Genomic DNA, 20,661 nt, shown 5'->3' on the forward strand with positions numbered 1-20,661 from the left:
ACCGGCCGATCAGGCGACCAGCCGATCAGGCCACCAGCCGATCAGGCGTCGGCGACGCCGGATGCCGCGGGGCCGCCCGTGCCCGCGGCATCCGCCCCGCCCGTGGTCGTGAGCGCGCTGACGAACCGGATGAACACCGAGATCCAGCCGAAGATGATCGAGAACGCCGCCAGCTCGAACGCCGTGAGGTTGTAGTAGCCGAGCGGCTCGAACAGCACCGCCGAGGCGAGCAGCAGTGCGATGGCGCCCCAGCAGAACACGAAGAATCGGCGCGGCATGCCCCGGAGGATCCACGGTGCTCCCACGAGCAGGGCGAGGAAGGAGATCGACATGCCGACCGCGCAGAAGTTGTGGATCGGCGTGCTCACGTTCACCGGCACGAGGCCGACGCCCGCGAGGAGCACGCCCATGAAGATGAACACGACCGAGACCACGCGGGGCGCAGAGGCGCGTTCGAGCACCCCTTGCTGCACCAGGGTCGTGAGGTCGCGGTCCACGTAGAGCGCGAACGTCGTGACGAACGCGCCGCCGATGATGAGCGCCAGGTTGAACAGCGAGCTCGAGAAGTCGTCGGCCGTGCCGAGCTGGCTGAAGTGGTACTCCCACCATTGCGGGTCCTGCGCGGTCGCCATGCTCGCGAGGGTCGCGCTCGCCATGAACACGATGAGCAGCATCGCGAGCTTCGGCGTCGTGATCGACGAGACCGAGAGGTAGATCCAGTAGCCGCCGAGTCCGGAGGCCACGGCGACCGCGCCGATCGACGTCCACACGTCGACGACGAGGCCCTCGAAGCTGCGCTGCAGCATCACGAAGACGACCATCGTGAGGATGAACCCGATGATGCCGTGCACCGCTGCGACCGTGCCGACGTCGACTGAGAACTTCCACGGCTTCAGGCGGTGCCGCCACTCCTGGCCGGGCAGGTTGCGCGAACGCCAGTAGCCTGCGGCGCCGGCGACGAGCCCGACGAGCAGCACGGCGATCGCCGCGACGACGCCGACCGAGTACCCGCCCCACAGCGGCCACACGCCGCCGGCGAACAGGAAGGCGGCGATGATGCCGGTCAGCCCGGCGGCGAGGGCGCCGGCGAGCAGGGCCTCGGATTCCACGGCGAGGCGGCGTGGGGCTGGCGCCTCGGCGGGCGTCTCCACTACGGCGTGTGCGGTCATGGCTGGATCGTACGCCCGGCGAGTCGGCTCGAAGCAGTCCCCGATCACGTGTCGTCGCGTGCTCCGAGGGCCAACCGCAGCGCGGCGCGCCGCGACATCCCGCGACCGCGCTGTCGTGCCGCCTCGAACTCGTCGGCGCGGTCGGAAGCGAGCACCCGCCCGACCATGGGTCCCGAGGTGGGGTAGGTCCGCTGGTCGACTCGGCCGATGCGGGTGCGCAGCGTGTCGACGGCCCCAAGCAGGAGTCCCGCGCGCTCGATGTCGTCAACGGCGATCGCGCAGGCCGCCAGGCCCTCGAGCGCGTGGCCCATCCCCTCCTCGTTCCCGAGCTGCAGGGTGAGCTCGAGGTGCCGCGCGAAGAGCTCGGGGTGCGGTTCGCCGAGGGCGAGCCGCGCCCACCCGGCGTTGGTGAGCTCGATCATCTCGACGAAGTGGTCGCCGAGGCGCACGGCGTCGGCGATGACCTCGTCGAAGATCTCCAGCGACTCCCGGGCGTGACCGCGCAGCAGCTCGATACTGCCGAGCTGCCCGCGGAAGAGGGCGTCGAACGTCGCGTCGTCATGGGCGGTGACCAGGTCGAAGGCCCGACGCTGCAGCTCCTCGGCGTGATCGAGGTCGGGGGTGGCCGCGGTGGCGCACGCGATGCCCTGCACGGTGAGCGCCGCGCCCTCGCCGAATCGGTCGCCGGCGTCGTGGAACAGCGCCGCGGCCGCGACGAGGGGCTCGCGATCGACCTCGGTGCCCGGATGCGACAGCGACACCCACGACGAGAAGGTGATGGCGATGGCCCTGCTGCGGTCGGCGATCGGCACCCCGGACTCCAGGAGGCTGTCCATCCACGCCTTGGCCGTGGGCAGGAGGTTGCGGATCCACCAGTACAGGAGCAGCCGCCACACCGCGTCGGCGACCGTGTCGACCTCGCCGATGGCGATCAGGTGCCGGTAGCCCGTGCGGATGTTGTCGCGCTCCGCTTCGAGCCGCTCGACGGTCGCCTGCTGCGTCGCCCCACGGAGCAGCGGCTCCAGCTCGGCGGCGAGGCGCACGTAGAAGTCGGCATGCGCGCGGCGCACCGCGGGGGCATCCGGCTCACGGATGAATCGCACAGCGGCGAGCTCGCGCACCGGCACGAGCATGGAGAAGAAGGGCATGTCGGCGACGACGTGCTGGCGCAGCAGGCTGCTGTCGACGAGTTCGAGGAGCGTCCCTGACAGGTCGTTCGCCCACGGCTCGCCGCCGCAGGCCGCCTCGACGGCATCGAGGCTGAAGTCGCCCGCGAACACGCCGAGGCGAACGAAGAGGGCCCGCGCCTCGTCGCCCAGTAGGTCAATGCTCCACTCGATGGTCGCCCGCATGGTGCGCTGGCGTTCTGGCATGTCTCGGTCGGAGGTCGCCAGCAGGGAGAGCATGCCGTCGAGCTTGGCGATCATCGCGGCCGGGGTGAGCACGCGGATGCAGGCTGCCGCGAGTTCGAGCGCGAGCGGCACGCCGTCGAGCGCGCGGCAGATGCGGGCGACGTCCTCGGCGTTGTCGACGGTGAGGTCGAACCGCCGGTCGGCGGCGTGCGCGCGGTCGAGGAACAGCCGCACGGCGGCGGAGTCGGCGATCTCGGCGAGCGACGCCCCGCCCGGGTCCTGCGGGAGCGAGAGCGGCTCCACGTCGTACACCTGCTCGCCGTGGAGGCGCAACCTGGCCCTGCTCGTGACCATGACCGTCGCGTCGGGCAGTTCGGCGATGAGCGCGGCCACGTCGGCGGCGGCGGCGATGACCTGCTCGAAGTTGTCGAGCACGATGACGTCGTGGCGGCTGTTGCGGGCGAGGGCGAGTCGCTCCAGCACGGGCGCGTCGCCGTCGTCGCGCACGCCGAGCGCCCTGGCGACGGCGGCGAGCACCCCGCCCGCGTCGCGCACGTGCTCAAGCGCCACGAACGTGACCCGGTCGAACCGGTCGCGGGCGAGCCGCGCGGCCTCGATCGCGAGCCGGGTCTTGCCGATGCCGCCCGGGCCGACGAGGGTGACCAGGCGCCGCGGATCGTCGCCGCCCACCCAGTCGAGCAGGACGGCGAGGTCCTGTTCGCGCCCGAGCACCTCCTCGGGCGGCATCGGCAGGTGCTCGGCCGCGTCGTCGGCGGCGCCCGCCGTGGCAGCGTCGTTCGAGGTGAGCGGCGCGAGCCGTGCCCGTGAGGCATCGAAGCGCTCGGCGAGCAGCACGGCGAGGTCGCCCTCGACGAGGTCGGCCAGTTCCTCCGCGGTCGAGAACGACTTGTACGAGGTCGTGCCGTCGTCGCGGACCTCGGCGAGGAGGCTCGACAGCCGCTCCTCCCGGTCGGGCGCCTGCTTGACGTAGATGAGCTTCGGCATGTCGGGCGGCACGAGCCGGTACTCGTCCTCGAGCCCGGAGAGGTCCTCGCCGGGGGCGATCCAGCCGTACTCACGCCAGTAGATGCCGACGAACACGTCGCTCTGCTCGAGGTACGACCGGTATACCTCCCGCGGCGGATGCGGCCGTGCGCCGAGCTCGAACATGACGGGCGCGAGATGCAGCCGCTCGATCGCGGTCCGGGCGGCGACCCGCTCCGGTCGGAGCTCCCTGAGCGTGGAACTCACGAAGACGCGGAGGAGCTGGTCGGGTGTACGGATGACGCGGGGTGCGGAGGCGTCGATCGTGATCGCGCCCTCGACCGCCGGGTGCATCGTCGGATGCCCCATGGAGCCCATTGTCCGCGCGCCCGAGCCGATCGTCCAGTGCCCGATCGGGGGTCGCGCGGTCGTCGCGCGTAGGCTCGGTGACCATGGCGCCGGCACCGGGGGAGGAGCGGGCGGATGCCGCGGCACTCCGCCCGAGCATCCGCGCGGTGGCCGCGCTCGCCGGCGTCTCGCCGACGACGGTCTCGCACGCGCTGAGCGGCACCCGGTCGGTCGGCGCCGCGACGCGCGAGCGGGTCGTACGGGCGGCCGCCGAGCTGGGCTACACGCCGAACCGGCTCGCGAGCGGGCTGCGGATGCGACGCACGGGCGTCATCGGGCTCGCGAGTGACCGGATCGCGACGACGCCCTTCGCCGGACGCATCGTGCAGGGCGCCCAGGAGGCGGCCCGGGAGCGCGATGTCGTGCTGATGGTCGTCGACTCCGAGGGCGATCCCGGCTTGGAGGAGGCGCAGCTGCGGGCGCTCCTCGACCATCGCGTCGACGGCATCGTGCTGGCGCGGATGTCGCATCAGGAGGTCGCGCGCCCGGCGGCGCTCCGGGCGACGCCCGCCGTGCTCGTCGACGGGGTGCCCGCCGGCGGGTGGCGCGTGCCCGCGATCGCGCCCGACGAGGAGGGGATCGCCGCGACGGCGGTGGCCCACCTGGTGGCTGCCGGTCATCGCCGCATCGGCTTCGCCACGACGACGGATGACGCACCGGCGAGCCGTGGCCGAGAGGCCGGGTTCCGGGCTGCGCTCGATGCCGCCGGGCTCGCGGGATCCGCCGGGCTCGCGGGTTCCGCCGGCTCGCGCGGTGCCGTCGAACGGGCCGCCTCGGATGCTGCGGGCGGGCGCCTCGCCGGTCGCCGGCTCCTCGACCGCCCGGCCGCCGAGCGCCCCACCGCCGTGTTCTGCTTCAACGACCAGATGGCGATGGGCGTGTACCAGGCGGCATCCGCCCTCGGCCTCGACGTGCCCCGGGACTGCTCGATCGTGGGCGTCGACGACCTCGACATCGTCGCGGCGGCGCTCGAGCCCGGGCTCACGACGATCGCGCTCCCGCACCGCGAGATGGGGCGCTGGGGCATGACGACGCTGCTCGACCGGATCGACGGCAGCCCTGGCATCGACGGCGGTGCGGCGACGGATGCCGCGGAGCCGGTGCTGCTCGCATGCGAGCTCGTCGAGCGCGGCTCGGTCGCGCCGCCGCCGCCCGCCGCAGGCTGAAGACCCTGCCAGGTGGCGGAAGAGGTCCGCCCAGCTCAGCCGTGCCGGTCGACGGGTGCGACGGCCAGCGGCGTCAACCGCAGGGAGCGCAGCTCGGTCGTGCCGTCGACGGACTCGACCGAGAGGCCGTTCGCGCCGGGCGCCCCGAACACGAGGCTCGAGAGCGTCGCCTCGCCGCCGTTCACGAAGACCTCCACCGAGGACGCGTCGACGATCACGTCGAGGGTCACCACGCCGTCGCGCAGGGGGGCGGGTGCCGAGCGCACCGCGCGGTAGGCGTCGGGCATGGAGGCCGCGGCGGCATCCGCGTCGCGCGCGACGAATGCCGTCCCCGAGGCGAAGTCGACGCCGACCGCGGCGAACGACCCGTCGCCCTCCTTCACGCGGAACCGCACCTCCGATGCCGGGTCGTCGGGGTCGGGAGCGACCTCCACGCGCAGGCGGTAGGCATCCGACCGCGGCTGGGGGAGCTCGGCCGAGTCGGCGGGGTCGAGGTCGGCGGCCGGACGCAGTACGGCGGCATCCGTCACCCGCAGGCCGGTGCGCTCCCGGGCCTCGCCCTCGAGCGACTCGAGGCCCGCGACCGGGCTCGAGACCAGCGTCGGCCGTCCGTCCACGGTCCGCAGCGCGAGCTCCCGCACGAGCGAGTCGGCACCGCCGTGCCAGTCCTCGGTCGGCAGGTCGCCGGCGTATGCCCAGTTGTTGAGCCAGCCGATCGCGTAGCGCGACGCGAGGCGGTCGGACTCGGACCGGCGCGGGTCGTCCCACGTGACGGCGGCGTAGAAGTCGGCGCCGTGGTCGAGCCACGCCGGCTCGGCGGCATCCGTGGTGAACCGTTCGCCGTCCCACGCGCCCGTCCAGTACGCGGTGCCCGTGGTCTTGCCGTGCTCGGCGCCGTTCACGCCGGCCGCGAGCACCCAGGTGGTCCTCGCCGGATCGCCGTCGAGCGACATCCGGAACAGGTCGGGGCACTCGAGGATGCCGAGGTCGTCGCGCTCGAAGGCGGAGCGGTAGGTCCAGTCCGTGAGATCGGGTGACGTGTAGAAGCCGATCTTGTGACCCTCGGCGAGCACCATCAGCCACTCGCGTCGTTCGTCGTCCCAGACGATCTTGGGATCCCGCCAGTGCTCGCTGCCCGGATTGTCCATCACGGGATTGCCGTCGAACGGCTCGAATCGGAAGCCGCCGTCGGTCGAGACGAAGAGCGACTGCCGCTGCACGCCGTCGGCCTGCTGGGTCATGATCGCGATGACCGCGCCCCGGCCGAAGCCCGCGGTGCCGTCGGTGTCGACCACGGCGCTGCCGGTCTCGATGTCGCCGAGCCCGTTCGCGTACTTCTCGATCGCGACGCCCTCCTCGCGCCAGTGCACGAGGTCGGTCGAGGTCGCGTGGTACCACTCGGTGCCGTTCCCCTCGGGGTAGTCGGCGTTGTAGAGGTAGTAGTAGTGCCAGCGTCCGTCGAGCCAGAAGGGGCGCTGCGGGTCGTTCATCCACCGCTCGGCGGGCGTGAGGTGCACGGCCGGTCGATAGGTCGACCAGCCGTCGGGCCGCGTGAAGTCGCGGTCGCCGTCGGGGCGGTCGGATGCCTCGGGCTTCGCGTTCGAGGACGCCGTCGGCGCACTGCCCGGGCCGGGCACGAGCACGACGGCCAGCACCGTGGCGATGACCGCGGCGATCGCCACGGTGGTGGCGGTCACCCAGGTGCGGGGTCGACGACGCCACGGTCGCGGATGTGCCGGGCCGCTTCGCGGCGCGGGTGTCTTCGCGCCCGGCGGTGAGCCGGGTCGTGGTGTTCGGTTCATGATCCTCCGTCGTGGTTCGCGCATCGCACGATCGGCCACTGCGCCTGCGAGGGCGTTCCGGTCGGATCGGCGATGCGCCTTCGCAGCGGTGTTCGGTGGGAGGAGCGCAAGCGCCACTCGAGGAATCAGGGGCCACGGTACGGGTTTGCAAATCGATTTGCAATTTCTGACGGGTGGATCCGTCCCGTGGAAGCGCGACCATGCCTGTCAGCCTGCTGATCGGGGAATTTCCATGCGAACGCACCGATCATTTAGTGCTCGGCGCCGACTTGACAACGTTGTCAGCCACCCATAGCTTGCTGTTCGGGGGAAGCACGAACGCCACGTTCTCGACGACCGGCCAGGCACCAGCCGGCGGTCATCACGAAAGCGAAGAACGTGAACACGACACACGCTGCACCGCGCACCCATGACCGGCGCGGTCACGCCATCCGACCTGGCGCGCTCAGGCGAGCCACCCGGTCGCACCTCGACTCCCGACCGCTCGGCTGACGCCCGACGGCTCGGACCGGACGGATGCGCGACTGTGGCACGCCCGCACGCGGCATCCGCCCGCCATCGCCGCCGCCCGGCGGCACCACCACCCACCACCCTGGAACAGGAAGGCGACAGACATGTCGACACCCACCCGGCGCACGAGGCGCCCACTCATCGGAGGGATGATCACGGCCGGTGCCGTGCTCGCCACCCTCTTCACCGGCACGGCGGGGGCCGTCGCGGCACCCGACGACCTGCAGCCCGGCCCCGAGCCCACGGCGCACACGCAGGAGGCGTTCGCGCCCGAGTCCGACTTCACCTCGAAGTGGACCCGCGCCGACGCCCGGCAGCTCGCACGGCTCTCGGACCCCGAGGCGCCCTCGCGTGAGAACTCCATGCCGGCCGCACTCACCATGCCGACCGTGCCGCAGGACTTCCCCGACATGTCGAACGGCGAGGTCTGGGTGTGGGACACCTGGCCGCTGACCGACAAGGACGGCAACCAGTACAGCGTGAACGGCCAGGAGATCATCTTCTCGCTCGTGGCCGACCGCAGCCTCGGCTTCGACGACCGGCACGTCTTCGCCAAGATCGGCTACTTCTTCCGGCCCGCGGGCGTTCCCGCCGATGAGCGCCCCGAGAACGGCGGCTGGACCTACGGCGGCCTCGTCTTCAAGGAGGGCGTGACCGGGAAGATCTTCGACGACCAGTCGTACAGCCACCAGACCCAGTGGTCGGGCTCCGCCCGAATCGACAAGGGCGGCAAGATCAACCTGTTCTTCACGGATGTCGCGTTCTACCGTGACGCCGCTGGCAACAACATCAAGCCGTACGACCCGCACATCGCGCTCAGCGTGGGCACGGTGCACGCCAACAAGCAGGGCGTGCGATTCACGGGCTTCGACTCCGTGACCGACCTGCTCGAGGCCGACGGCACCTACTACCAGAACGGCGAGCAGAACGAGTTCTTCAATTTCCGCGACCCGTTCACGTTCGAGGACCCCGCGCACCCCGGTGAGACCTACATGGTCTTCGAGGGCAACTCGGCCATGCCGCGCGAGTCCGCGAGCTGCGACGCCGAGGACCTCGGCTACCGCGAGGGCGACCCGTACGCGGAGGACGTCGACCAGGTGAACGCCTCGGGCGCGACCTACCAGATCGGCAACATCGGGCTCGCGAAGGCCAAGAACGACGACCTCACCGAATGGGAGTTCCTGCCCCCGATCCTCTCGGCCAACTGCGTCACCGACCAGACCGAGCGTCCCCAGTTCGTGTTCAAGGACGGCAAGTCCTACCTGTTCACGATCAGCCACCGCGGCACGTTCGCGAACGGCATCGACGGACCCGAGGGCGTCTACGGCTTCGTCGGCGACGGCATTCGCAGCGACTTCCAGCCGCTCAACGGCGGCTCGGGCCTCGCGCTCGGCAACCCGACGAACCTGAACTTCGCCGGCGGCCAGCCCTTCGCCCCCGACTACAACCAGCACCCCGGCCACTTCCAGGCGTACTCGCACTACGTGATGCCCGGCGGCCTGGTGCAGTCGTTCATCGACACGATCGGCACGCACGACGACTTCGTGCGCGGCGGCACCCTCGCCCCGACCGTGAAGATGGACATCCACGGCGACACCACCAGCGTCGACTACTCCTACGGCAACGGCGGGCTCGGCGGCTGGGCCGACATCCCGGCGAACCTGAACGTCAACTCCGGCGGCAAGCTGAAGTAGGCCGAGCTGCGCTGGTCACCCGATCAGCGCGAGATCGACGGATGCCCCGGGGCCGATCGCCCCGGGGCATCCGTGTGCCGTCGGCTACGAACCGGCCGTGGTGGTCGGGGCGGTCCGTTCGGTGCGGGAACCCAGCGCCGACTCGAGCACGGCGCGCCGCGACATCCGTCGCCCTCGCCCGCGACCCGCGAGGAACGCCGCCGCACCGTCGGAGGCGAGCACCGCGTCCACGAACGGCTGGAACGTGACGTACGAGCGCTGGTCCGAGAGGCCGGTGCGTGCGCGCAGCGCGTCGGCCGCGCCGAGCAGCGTGCCGGCCCGCTCGAAGTCGCCGGTGGTGGCCACCGATGCGCTCACACCCTCGAGCGCGAACGCGATCCCGTTGTCGTTGCGCAGCCGCACGGCGAGATCGAGGTTGCGCAGGAACGCCTCGCTCGCGTCCTGGCCGAGGGCGAGCTGCGCCCATCCCACCTGGGTGAGCGCGATGCTCTCGACGAACATGTCCTGCGCCCGCACCGCCTCGTCGAGCGACTGCTCGAACAGCGTCATCGCTCCGGCCAGGTCGCCGCGCTGCAGTCGGATGCGCCCGAGCGCGCCCCGGTACAGCGCGTCGAAGCTCGCATCTCGGCCGTCTTCGAGGTCGAGCGCCGCACGCTGGCGGGCCTCGGCGAGCTCGAGGTCGGGCGGTTCCACCGACATGTAGGCGAGCGACAGCACCGTCAGCGTCAGGCCCTCCCCGAACTCGTCGCCGATCTCCCGGAAGAGTCGAACACTCTCCTCGAGCTTCTCCGTGCTGATCTCCGCATCCGTCTGCCACAGCGAGACCCACGAGGGGAATGCGAGCAGGATGGCCCGAGTGCGCGTCGAGAGTGGTTGTCCCGCCGCGAGGAGGTCCTCCGTCCATGTCTTCGCCTCGGGGAGGTAGCTGCGGATCCACCAGTACAGCAGCAGCCGCCACACGGCGTCCGCGACCGCGTCGACCTCGTCGACCGCGATCAGGTGCCGGAAGGCGGCGCGCAGGTTGTCGCGCTCCGCCTCCAAGCGGTCGAGGGCCGCGACCTGGGTCGCACCGCGCAGCAGCGGCTCCATCTGGGCTGCGAGGCCCGCGTAGTGGTCGGCGTGGGCGCGGCGCGCTGCGGCGGCATCCGGATCCCGATCGAAGCGGGCCCCTGCGATCTCCCGCACCGGCACCAGCATCGAGAAGAGCGGCACGTCGGCGTCGCCGTGCTGGCGCAGCAGGCTCCCGTCGACGAGCTCGAGCAATATGCCGAGCAGGTCGGTCGCCCACGGGGCGCCGGCGGTCACCGCCTCCACCGCGTCGAGGCTGAAGTCACCGGCGAACACGCCGAGGCGCACGAACATCGCCCGGGCCTCGTCGCTGAGCAGGTCGATGCTCCACTCGACGGTCGCCTCGATGGTGCGCTGGCGCTCGGGCACGTCGCGGGCGGCGGTGACGAGCAGCGGCAGCACGCGATCCAGCCGCGCCCGCATGGCGGCCGGGGTAAGGGCACGGATGCGGGCCGACGCGAGCTCGATCGCCAAGGGCACGCCCTCGAGCGCCCGGCAGATGTGGACGACGTCCGCCGCGTTCTCGGGCGTCACCTCGAACCGGGGGTCGGCTGCCCGTGCGCGGTCCCGGAAGAGGCGAACCGCCGGGGCGGCGAGGATCTCGTCGACGGTCCCGTCATCGGCCGGATCGGCGAGGTCGGGCGGCAGCGCGAGCGGCTCGACGTCGAAGACCTGCTCGCCGCGCACCCTGAGCCGCGCACGACTCGTCACGAGGAACGTCGCGCCGGGCACGTCGGTGAGCAGCGTCACGAGGTCGCGCGCGGCATCGAGCACCTGCTCGAAGTTGTCGAGCACGATCAGGTCCCGCCGTCCGGCCCGCGCGATGCCGAGTTGCTCGCTCAGCGGGGCGTCGCCGGAGTCGCGCACGCCGAGTTCGCGGGCGATGGCCGGGAGCACGTCCGCCGGGTCGCGCACGTGCTCGAGGGTCACGAAGGTCACCCGGTCGAACGGCGGCCCCGCCTGGTGCGCCACCTCGATCGCGAGGCGGCTCTTGCCGATGCCGCCAGGACCGACGAGCGTGATCAGCCGCTGCGCGTCGTCGGCGAGCCAGGTGAGCAGGGCCGTGACCTCGAACTCGCGTCCCACCGCCTCGGTGTACGGGGCGGGTATGCGCCCCGTCGGTGGCGCTGCCGCGGCGGTCCGGGCGCCGTCGGATGCCTCGTCGGCAGGCGCCCCGTCGCCCGCGGCCCCGGCTTCTGAGGTGACCGCACCCCGCGACGCGTCGAACCGCTCGGCGAGCAGGGTGGCGAGGTCGGACTCGATCAACTCCGCCAGCTCGTCGGCCGTCGAGAAGGGCGTGTACGAGGCCGTGCCGTCATCCCGAATCCGGTCGAGGAGTTCGGTCAGGCGTTCCTCGCGCTCGGCAGCCCGCTTCACGTAGATGAGCTTCGGCATGTCGCCGGGCGTCAGCCGGTACTCGTCCTCGAGGCCCGAGATCTCCTCGCCGGGTGAGATCCAGCCGTACTGCTGCCAGTACACACCGACGAACACGTCGCTCTGGCCGAGGTACGCACGGTAGAGGTCGCGGGGCGGGTGCGGTCGCGCGCCCAGTTCGAACATCACCGGCGCCAGCCGTAGCCGCTCGATCGCCGCCCGGGCCGCTCTCCGCTCCGGCTCGAGTTCCTTCAGGGTCGAGCTCACGAAGACCCGCAGCCGCTGGTCGGGGGTGCGGATCGACGCCTCTGCGGTCATGACCGCACGTCCGTCGTGCGCAGCGTGGCCGAGGTGCTCGGGGTGGAGATCGCCCCGGGGTCGAGCGCGATCTCCAGCACGGCACTTCGCGGCATCCGCCGACCCACCACACGTGCCGCCTCGAACTCGGCAGCACGGTCGGTGGCGAGCACGGCATCGACGAACGACTGGTAGGTCACGTACGACCGCTGGTCGTTGATGCCCGTGCGAGCCCGCAACGCGTCGGCGGCACCGAGGAGGAAGCCGGCGCGCTCGAGATCGCCCGAGGCGGCCGCGCATGCGGCGAGCCCCTCGAGTGCATAGGCGTCGCCGTCATCGTTCCGCAGGAGGAGCGAGAGCTCCAGCGCCCGCGCGAACGGCTCGGGCTGCGATTCGCCCGCCGCGAGACGAGCCCAGCCGACCTGCGTCAGGACGAGGACCTCGGCGAACCGGTCGGCCGCGTGCTCGGCGATCCGTCGAGCACGCTCGTAGCAGTCCGTCGCGCCGGCCAGGTCACCGCGGAGGAGAAGGATGCGTCCGAGCCCTGAGAGGAACAACGAGTGGAAGGTCGCGTCACGTCGCACCGGTTCCAGCTCGAGCGCCGAACGCTGCCGGGCCTCGGCGCGGTCGAGGTCGGCGGGGGTGACCGACATGAACGACAGCGACGCGATCGAGAGGGCGAGGCCTTCGCTGAACTCGTCTCCGATCGTGCGGAACAGCGCGACGGCCTCCTCCACCGGCTCGGTCGTGATCTTCGCATCGGGCTGGAAGAGCGCGACCATCGACGAGAACGCGAGCGCGACCGCGCGGGTGCGTGGAGACAGCGGGCGACCGGATCCGAGGACGATCTCCATCCAGGCCTTCACCTCGTGGAGCAGGCCCCGGATCCACCAGTACAGGAACAGCCGCCAGACCGCGTCCGCCACGACGTCGACCTCGCCGATCGCGATGAGGTGGCGGTAGCCGGCCCGGATGTCGTCGCGCTCCGACTCGAGCCGGTCCAGGGCGGCCGGCTGCGTCTCGCCGCGAAGCACCAGTTCGGTCGCCGAGGCGAGGCGCACGTAGAACTCGCCGTGTGCGCGGCGCACCGCATCGGCCGCGGGATCGTCGGCGAACCTGGCGGCGGCGACCTCCCGCACCGGCACGAGCATGGAGAAGAGCGAAAGGCCATGGTCGTCGTGCTGCCGCAGGAGGCTGCCGTCGACCAGGTCGAGGAGGGTGCCGAGCAGGTCGGAGGCCCAGGGTTCGCCGGCCGTCACGGCCTCGACGGCGTCGAGGCTGAAGTCGCCCGCGAAGACGCCCAGCCGCTCGAACAGCGCGTGGGCGTCGTCGCCCAGCAGGTCGATGCTCCACTCCACGGTGGCCCCGATCGTGCGCTGGCGTTCGGGCACGTCGCGCGCCGCGGTGGCGAGCAGCGGCAGCACCCGGTCGAGCCGTGCGAGCATGGCGGCCGGTGTGAGCAACCGGATGCGGGCAGCCGCGAGCTCGATCGCCAGCGGAACGCCCTCGAGGGCGCGGCAGATGCGGGCCACATCCTCGACGTTGTCATCGGTCACGTCGAACCTCGGATCGGCGGCCCGGGCCCGATCGCGGAACAACTGCACAGCCGGCGACTCCAGGATGACTCCCGTCGGAGCTTCGGAGGGCTCGGGCGGCAGGCCCAGGGGCTCGACGTCGAAGACCTGTTCTCCGCGCACGCGCAACCGGACCCGGCTCGTCACCAGGAAGGTCGCGCCCGGCAGGTCGGTCAGCAGCGAGAGGACGTCGGGTGCGGCATCCACGATCTGCTCGAAGTTGTCGAGCACGATGAGGTCGCGGCGTCCGGCCCGCGCGATGCCGAGCTGCTCGCTCAGTGGGGCGTCGCCCGAGTCGCGCACGCCCAGTTCCCGGGCGATCGCGCCCAGCACCTCGCCCGGATCGCGGACCTGCGCCAGTGCCACGAAGGTCACCCGGTCGAACCGAGCCCCCGCGTTGCGGGCGACCTCGATCGCGAGGCGGCTCTTGCCGATGCCGCCCGGACCGACGAGCGTGACCAGTCGTCGCGAGTCCTCCCCGAGCCACGCGAGGAGGGTCGCGACATCCTGCTCGCGGCCCACGGCGTCGGAGAAGGGCACGGGGAGGCGGCCCGCAGGCGAGGGGTTCGCGTCCGGCGTCGCTCCCACCGGCGTCGCCGCTCCTGTCGGTGCCGCCGTGATCGCTCCCGTCTGGGCCGGCGGCCGTGAGGCGTCGAAGCGCTCGGCGAGCAGGGTCGCGAGATCCGCCGTCACGAGCTCGGCCAACTCGTCGGCGCTCGAGAACGGCGTGTACGAGGCGGTGTCGTCGTCGCGGATGCGGCCGAGCAGGCCGCCGAGCCGCTCCTCTCGCCGAGCCGGCTGCTTCACGTAGATCAGCTTCGGCATGTCGGCGGGCGCGAGGCAGTACTCGTCCTCGAGGCCCGAGATCTCCTCGCCGGGCGCGACCCACCCGTACTCCTGCCAGTAGATGCCGACGAACACGTCGCTCTGGTCGAGGTAGGCGCGGTAGAGCTGCCGCGGTGGATGGGGACGGGCGCCGAGCTCGAACATGACGGGTGCGAGCCGCAGTTGCTCGATGGCGACCCGTGCGGCGCCTCGCTCGGGTGCCAGCTCCTTCAGGGTCGAGCTCACGAAGACGCGCAGCCGCTGATCGGGGGTGCGGATCGCCGGCCCGGGACCCATCAGGTCACCGGCTCCACCGAGGTCGCTCGGTCGGTCGCGGGCGTGGCCGCTGCCGGCGCGGTCGGCCCGGCGGCCTCTGTCGCCCCGGCAGCCTCTGTCGGCCTGGCCGGCCGGGCAGGCTCGGCCGGCTCCACGGGTGCCAGCGCGAGGTCGAGGGCCGCGCGCCGCGACATCCCGCGGCCCCGTGCCCGCGCCGCCTCGAACGCGCCGGCCCCGTCGGAGGCCAGGATGCGCTCGACGAATGGCCGGTAGGTGGGGTTGGAGCGCTGGCCCACCAGCCCCGTACGCACGCGCACCGTGTCGGCCGCGCCGAGCAGCACGCCGACCCGGTCGACGTCGCCCGCCACCGCGGCGCACGCGGCCAGCCCCTCGAGCGCGTACGCGATGCCGTCGTCGTTGCTGAGTTGGAGCGACAGCTCGAGGTTGCGCGAGAACAGGTCGGGGCGCGCCTCGCCGCGCGCGAGTCGCGCCCACCCCGAGTTCGCCAGGGTGATGCTCTCGACGAACACGTCGCCCGAGCGCCGGGCATCCTCCAGCACCTCCTCGTAGATGCCGATCGCCCCGTCGACATCCCCGCGAAGCAGTGTGAGGGCGCCGAACGCGTCCTTGAACAGGGCCGCGAACGTCGGATGCTCCTCGGCCGACACGAGTTCGAGCGCCCGTCGTTGCAGCTTGTCGGCCCGCTCGAGGTCGGGCGGCGTGGACGCGGCGCAGGCGATGCTCAGCGCGGTGAGCGCGCCGCTCTCGCCGAGACGGTCGCCGACCGCGTGGAACAGCGCGAGGCTCCACTCGATCGGACCGGAGTCGACCTCTGGGCCGGGCTGCGAGAGCGCCACCCACGACGTGAAGCCCATCGCGATCGCCCGGGTGTGGTCGCGCAGCGGCACGTCGGCGTGCAGGATGTCCTCCATCCAGGCCTTCGCCTCGGTGAGCTGGCTGCGGATCCACCAGTAGAGGAACAGCCGCCACACGGCCCGCGCGACCGGATCCACCATCCTGACCGAGATGAGATGCCGGAACGCGGCCCTGATGTTGTCGCGTTCCGCATCGAGCCGCTGCAGCGCGGCCGACTGCGTCGATCCCTCCAGCAGCGGCTCCACCTCTGCGGCGAGGCGCAGGTAGTGCTCGCCGTGCGCGCGGCGCACCGCCGCGGCATCCGGCTCGGCCTCGAATCGAGCGCTCGCGATCTCGCGCACCGGCACGAGCATCGAGAACAGCGGCACGCCCGCGTCGTCGTGCTGGCGCAGGAGGCTGCCGTCGACGAGCTCGAGAAGCGTGCCGAGCAGGTCGGTCGCCCAGGGCGCGCGCGCCGTGACGGCCTCCACCGCGTCGAGGCTGAAGTCGCCCGCGAACACGCCCAGGCGCACGAAGAGGGCCCGCGCTTCGGGGCTCAGCAGGTCGATGCTCCACTCCACCGTCGCCTGGATGGTGCGCTGGCGTTCGGGGATGTCGCGGGCGGCCGTGACGAGCAGCGGCAGCATCTTGTCGAGCCGCCCCAGCATCGCCGCGGGCGTCAGGGCCCGGATTCGGGCGGCGGCGAGCTCGATCGCGAGGGGAACGCCCTCGAGCGCGCGGCAGATGCGGGCGACGCCGTCGGCGTTCTCGTCGGTGAGCTCGAACCGAGGGTCGGCGGCGCGGGCGCGTGTCACGAACAGCCGCACCGCGTCGGCCGTGGAGATGGCCTCGAGCGAGGCGCGTGCCGGGTCGGGCGGGAGCCCGAGGGGTTCCACGTCGAACACCCGCTCGCCGCGCACCCGCATTCGCGCGCGGCTCGTGACGAGGAACGTCGCGTCGGGCAGGTCGTTGAGCAGGGCCATCACGTCGCCCGCGGCTGAGATCACCTGCTCGAAGCTGTCGAGCACGATGAGGTCGCGGCGGCCGGCGCGGGCTGCGCCGAGCTGGCGGCTGAGCGGCTGGTCGCCGGCGTCGCGCACGCCGAGCTCGCGGGCGATCGCGGGCAGCACGTCGGCCGGGTCGAGCACGTGCTCGAGGGCGACGAACGTCACCCGGTCGAACGGCTCGCCCGCGCTGCGCGCCACCTCGATCGCCAGCCGGCTCTTGCCGATGCCGCCCGGACCGACCAGCGTGATGATGCGCTCCGCGCCGTGGCCGAGCCAGTCGAGCAGCGTCGCCACCTCGCGGTCGCGGCCGACGGCCTCGGTGTACGGCACGGGGATGTGGTCGGTTCCCGAGGCGCTCGCGTCGGGCTCGGCGGCCGATGCAGCGGATGCCGCGGGCGCGCCGGATGCCGCCGCCGGGCCGAATGCCGCAGCCGCGCCGGGCGTCCCGGCTGCGCCGCCGACCCCTCCGTACCCGATGGACGCCGCCCGCGACGCGTCGAACCGCTCGGCGAGCAGCGTCGCGAGGTCGGCCGTGATGAGGTCGGCCAGCTGCTCGCTGGTCGAGAACGGCGTGTACGACGCGGTGTCGTCGTCGCGGATGCGGCCGAGGAGCTCGTCGAGCCGCTCCTCGCGCTGCGCCGGCTGCTTCAGGTAGATCAGCTTGGGCATGTCGCGCGGGGCGAGCAGGTACTCGTCCTCGAGGCCCGAGACCTCCTCGCCGGGCGCGATCCAGCCGTAGTGCTCCCAGTAGATGCCGACGAACACGTCGCTCTGGTCGAGGTAGGCCCGGTAGAGCTGCTGCGGCGGATGCGGCCGCGCACCGAGCTCGAACATGACCGGCGCGAGTCGCAGCCGCTCGATCGCCGCCCGAGCGGCGCGGCGCTCTGGTTCGAGCTCCTTCAGTGTGGAGCTGACGAAGACCCGGAGCCGCTGGTCTGGCGTTCGGATCGGAAGTCCGGCGGCGCGATCCATTACGGCGACGCCTCCAGCGCCGCCGGGGTGCATCGCCTTCGGCGCCCCATCCTGCCATTCTGGGGCCAGCGGCCGTCGGCGTCCATCACCCGAGATCGGGGGACACGGGCGCGACGCCGTGCACCCGGCCCGCGGGCGCAGGGTCGCTACTCCAACCCGCCCTGCGCCTCGGCGAGCGGGGTGCGGCGGTCAGCAGCGCCGCACCCCGCCCCCATGGCTCAGCCGGCGACGCGCACGACGAGGGAGCCCCCGTCGGTCGTGCCGGCCGAGTTCTCGAGCTCGACCCGGTAGTGGTGCTCGCCGGGCGCGGCATCCGTGATCGGGAACTGCACCATGCGCCCGTCGTCGGCCGTGCGGTAGACGCGGCCGATCACCGAGTCGCCCTCGACGAGTCGCACCACCGTGGTCGGCTGGCCCTTGCCGAGCTTCACCTTCACGAGGTAGTCGCCGTCCTTGTCGGCCGACTTCGGCCCCGACGTCGACGACAGCTGGGCGGTGGGCGGCGCGGCCGTCGCGTCGTCCACGCCGGCCTCCTTGTACATCGCGCCGTGCAGCGGCGTCACCGTGAGCGACTCGAGCGTCGCACCGTCACCGTCGGCCCACAGGCCGATCGCGTCGGCGCCGGCGTTCGGGAACACCTGGTCGGTGATCGTCGTGCGCCCGTCGGCGGTGAAGACCTCGACCGAGGACCGGTCGACGTACGCGGTGATCGCCACGGTGCCGTCCTCGCGGAGCGCCACCGGCGCATCGTCGAGCGACGGGTACGCCGGGTGGAACGCGGTGCTCCCCGAGTCGCGGCGGTCGACGAACAGGCGACCGGATGCCGCGTCGTACCCGATGCGCGTCGACGCCTCGTCGTCGCCGAGCACGCTGAGTCCGACCGCGTCGGCGTCACCGGGCCGGAGCACCGCGTCGATGCGCACGACGTCGCCCGCCACGGGCAGTATCTCGGAGCCGTCGGCGATCGGCCGCGAGGCATCCGTGTACGCCCGATCGGTCTGCTCGAGCTGCGCGAACTCGGGCACGACCTGCTGCGCGAGGCGCGGGCCCTCGGGCGTCGACACCAGGCTCACGTCGCGGGGCAGCGTGTTCGCGCTGCGCCACGTCCCGGTCGGGATGTCGTTCGCGTAGTCCCAGTTGTTCATCCAGCCGAGCATCACCCGCCGGCCGTCGGGCGCGTTCGAGAACGACACCGTCGCGTAGTAGTCCCGGCCCCAGTCGAGCCAGTCGTAGCCCTCGAGGCGCGGCGCGGCCGCGGCATCCGAGAACATCACCTGGTCGACGAGCACGTGCCCCCAGCCGAAGCGGTTGTTGTCGACGATGCGAACGGATGCCTCGCGGCCGGCGTACTCGGCGACGTCCCAGCTCACCCAGTCGAGGGTCTCGCTGTTGCGCCCGGTCGCCGTGCGCACGACCTCGCCGTCGACGACGAGGCTGACGCTCGTCTCCTCCGAGCGGGGCAGCGCCGGCTCGGCGCCGAGGACGAGGTGGTCGACGGTGAGGTGGCCCCAGCCGCCCGTCGCGTCGTCGTGCACCTGGAACTGCGCGTCGCGACCGGCATACTCGGAGACGTCCCACGACTGCCAGTTGAGCTGGCCGGCCTCGGGACCGGTGGCCGTGCGCACGACCTCGCCGTCGACGAGGAGCCGCACCTCGAGCGTGCCGTTGAACCGCTTGCCGCCGCCGAGCAGGAACGAGAGGTGGTCCTCGCCGGGCTGGATGGTGAACGCGGGCGAGGTCAGGTCGCCCAGGTTGTCGTCGCCCTTCGGGCCGCCCTCCCACGTGTTGATGCGCTTCTGCCCGAGGTAGTAGTCGCCGCCGGACGTCGACGGATTGCGGCTCGGGTCGACCGCGAGGTCGCCGGTCGCCGTCCAGCCCGTGTCGACGAGCGTGGTGCCCTCGGGGAACTCGAAGCCGTCGAACAGCAGTCGCCCGGCGGGCGGCTCGTTGCCGAGCTGCGTGCCGTCGACGTGCGGGTGGTTGCCGCCGCCGACGAGGAGGTTCACGAAGGGGTCGTCGATGGTGAACGTCGGCGACTCGGCGGTGCCGACGGGCCAGTCGCCGTCGTTGAATCCGTTCACGAGGCCCGCGCCCACGAATCCGCCCACTGCGTTCTGGCCGGGCAGGGTGCCGGCGGCCGGGGCATCGCCGAACGGGCCGTTCTTCCAGTTGCCCGGCTCGTTGGCCACGGTCCAGCCGTCGTACGTGCCGTCGTCGAAGCCTGCGAAGACCTCGCCGGCCGGCACCGCGTCATCCGCCACCGTGCTCTCGGACGTGAAGGTGGTGCCGTCGAAGTCGCCCACGAAGTACTGGCCGCCCGAGCCGCCCGCGACGCTGCCCGGATTGAGGTTCACGACGAGCACCCACTTGGTGTTCGCCGGGTCGCCGTCGACCGCGAGCGGGAACAGGTCGGGGCACTCCCAGATGCCGCCCGTGGCGTTGGCCGGGCCGAAGTCGCTGAGGTGCGTCCACGTCTTCAGGTCGTCGCTGCGCGAGAGCACGACCTTGTACTGCAGCGCCTCGACGGCCGCCATGACCCAGTACGACTCGCCGGTCCCGGGGTTCGTGTAGCGGAAGACCTTCGGGTCGCGGAAGTTCGACGAGCCCCGGTCGTACACCGGGTTGCCCTCGTACTTCGTCCACGTCTGCCCGTGGTCGAGGCTGTACGCGAGCGACTGCGCCTGGCGGCCGGCGAGCGTCGGATGCGCCGGGGTGTACGCGCTCGTGTAGATCGCCACCATCGGCGGGTTCTCGGCCGTGCCGAGGCCGCTCGTGTTCTGCTCGTCGAGCACGACCGAGCCCGAGAAGATGTCCTCGATCGCGACGCCGTTCGCGTCGAACGTCTGGGGGATCGCGAGCGGCTGCTCCTCCCAGTGCACGAGGTCGGTGCTCGTCGCGTGGCCCCAGCTCATGTTGCCCCAGCGGGTGCCGTACGGGTTGTGCTGGAAGAACAGGTGCCACGTGCCGTCCTCGTAGACGAGGCCGTTGGGGTCGTTCATCCAGTTGCGCTCCGGGGAGAAGTGCAGGTACGGGCGGTACTGCTCGCTCGCGGGGTCGGGCGCCGGCGGCTCCGCCGCGTCGGCCGGCGCCGCTCCGAGCAGGCCGGCGACCAGTGCGGCGACGGCCACCGCCGTCGTGCCTGTCGCCCATCGTGATTTCGTCGTCATCGTCTGTTTCGCCCTTCATCGCGCGTGTCACGGTTGACTCGTGACATCGTTGTCAGTCGACGGCGGCGATGCTACGCAGTGTCCGCCGGACAATGCAAGGGGCGGATGCCGCGGGCCGGCGCGGCCGCGCGGCGGGGGCCGCGCGGCGGGCGCGGCGGCAC

Annotated in this window: 9 protein-coding genes; 2 read left to right on the forward strand and 7 right to left on the reverse strand. The window is 72.1% G+C overall.

Annotated features, from left to right (window positions below):
* Positions 1 to 41: 41 nt before the first annotated feature.
* Both AC1DZA_RS09575 and AC1DZA_RS09580 read right to left on the reverse strand, forming a co-directional pair.
* Positions 42 to 1,169 carry a DUF998 domain-containing protein gene (locus AC1DZA_RS09575; RefSeq protein WP_476772561.1) on the reverse strand — a complete coding sequence of 376 codons (1,128 nt, stop codon included), beginning with the start codon at positions 1,167 to 1,169 and terminating at the stop codon, positions 42 to 44.
* A gap of 44 nt (positions 1,170 to 1,213) precedes the next feature.
* Complete coding sequence (locus tag AC1DZA_RS09580) at positions 1,214 to 3,874, reverse strand: DUF4062 domain-containing protein (protein WP_476772562.1); 2,661 nt, start codon at positions 3,872 to 3,874, stop codon at positions 1,214 to 1,216.
* Between the two features lie 83 nt (positions 3,875 to 3,957).
* Here AC1DZA_RS09580 and AC1DZA_RS09585 point away from each other — a divergent pair, with 83 nt between their 5' ends.
* A complete protein-coding gene (locus tag AC1DZA_RS09585) occupies positions 3,958 to 5,079 on the forward strand; it encodes a LacI family DNA-binding transcriptional regulator (RefSeq protein WP_476772563.1) in 1,122 nt (373 codons plus the stop codon).
* A gap of 35 nt (positions 5,080 to 5,114) precedes the next feature.
* Here AC1DZA_RS09585 and AC1DZA_RS09590 read toward each other — a convergent pair whose 3' ends face one another.
* Positions 5,115 to 6,776: a glycoside hydrolase family 32 protein gene (locus AC1DZA_RS09590; RefSeq protein ID WP_476772564.1), complete on the reverse strand. Its 1,662-nt coding sequence runs from the start codon at positions 6,774 to 6,776 to the stop codon at positions 5,115 to 5,117.
* A gap of 719 nt (positions 6,777 to 7,495) precedes the next feature.
* Between AC1DZA_RS09590 and AC1DZA_RS09595 the strand changes: the two genes are divergently transcribed.
* Entirely contained in the window at positions 7,496 to 9,085 is a 1,590-nt protein-coding gene (locus tag AC1DZA_RS09595; RefSeq protein WP_476760930.1) for a glycoside hydrolase family 68 protein, read from the forward strand.
* 84 nt (positions 9,086 to 9,169) lie between these two features.
* Here the strand turns inward: AC1DZA_RS09595 and AC1DZA_RS09600 are convergent, their stop codons facing one another.
* The 4 genes from AC1DZA_RS09600 to AC1DZA_RS09615 form a co-directional block, all read right to left on the reverse strand.
* Positions 9,170 to 11,845: a DUF4062 domain-containing protein gene (locus AC1DZA_RS09600; protein WP_476772565.1), complete on the reverse strand. Its 2,676-nt coding sequence runs from the start codon at positions 11,843 to 11,845 to the stop codon at positions 9,170 to 9,172.
* Positions 11,842 to 14,520 (reverse strand): DUF4062 domain-containing protein, encoded by a 2,679-nt coding sequence (locus tag AC1DZA_RS09605; RefSeq protein WP_476772566.1) that lies wholly within the window; start codon positions 14,518 to 14,520, stop codon positions 11,842 to 11,844. The genes AC1DZA_RS09600 and AC1DZA_RS09605 overlap by 4 nt, the downstream gene beginning before the upstream one ends.
* Positions 14,520 to 17,333, reverse strand: coding sequence for a DUF4062 domain-containing protein (locus AC1DZA_RS09610; protein WP_476772567.1), 2,814 nt, complete (start codon positions 17,331 to 17,333; stop codon positions 14,520 to 14,522). The genes AC1DZA_RS09605 and AC1DZA_RS09610 overlap by 1 nt, the downstream gene beginning before the upstream one ends.
* A gap of 218 nt (positions 17,334 to 17,551) precedes the next feature.
* Positions 17,552 to 20,500 carry a GH32 C-terminal domain-containing protein gene (locus tag AC1DZA_RS09615; protein ID WP_476772568.1) on the reverse strand — a complete coding sequence of 983 codons (2,949 nt, stop codon included), beginning with the start codon at positions 20,498 to 20,500 and terminating at the stop codon, positions 17,552 to 17,554.
* Positions 20,501 to 20,661: the final 161 nt, after the last annotated feature.

It is taken from the genome of Agromyces sp. P2_B3 (genome assembly GCF_056404815.1).

Bases quoted from the DNA above. Each gene is read 5' to 3' on its own strand.
- AC1DZA_RS09585 (WP_476772563.1), top strand. From the start codon at position 3,958: ATGGCGCCGGCACCGGGGGAGGAGCGGGCGGATGCCGCGGCACTCCGC.
- AC1DZA_RS09615 (WP_476772568.1), bottom strand. From the start codon at position 20,500: ATGACGACGAAATCACGATGGGCGACAGGCACGACGGCGGTGGCCGTC.
- AC1DZA_RS09610 (WP_476772567.1), bottom strand. From the start codon at position 17,333: ATGGATCGCGCCGCCGGACTTCCGATCCGAACGCCAGACCAGCGGCTC.
- AC1DZA_RS09575 (WP_476772561.1), bottom strand. From the start codon at position 1,169: ATGACCGCACACGCCGTAGTGGAGACGCCCGCCGAGGCGCCAGCCCCA.
- AC1DZA_RS09600 (WP_476772565.1), bottom strand. From the start codon at position 11,845: ATGACCGCAGAGGCGTCGATCCGCACCCCCGACCAGCGGCTGCGGGTC.
- AC1DZA_RS09605 (WP_476772566.1), bottom strand. From the start codon at position 14,520: ATGGGTCCCGGGCCGGCGATCCGCACCCCCGATCAGCGGCTGCGCGTC.
- AC1DZA_RS09595 (WP_476760930.1), top strand. From the start codon at position 7,496: ATGTCGACACCCACCCGGCGCACGAGGCGCCCACTCATCGGAGGGATG.
- AC1DZA_RS09580 (WP_476772562.1), bottom strand. From the start codon at position 3,874: ATGGGGCATCCGACGATGCACCCGGCGGTCGAGGGCGCGATCACGATC.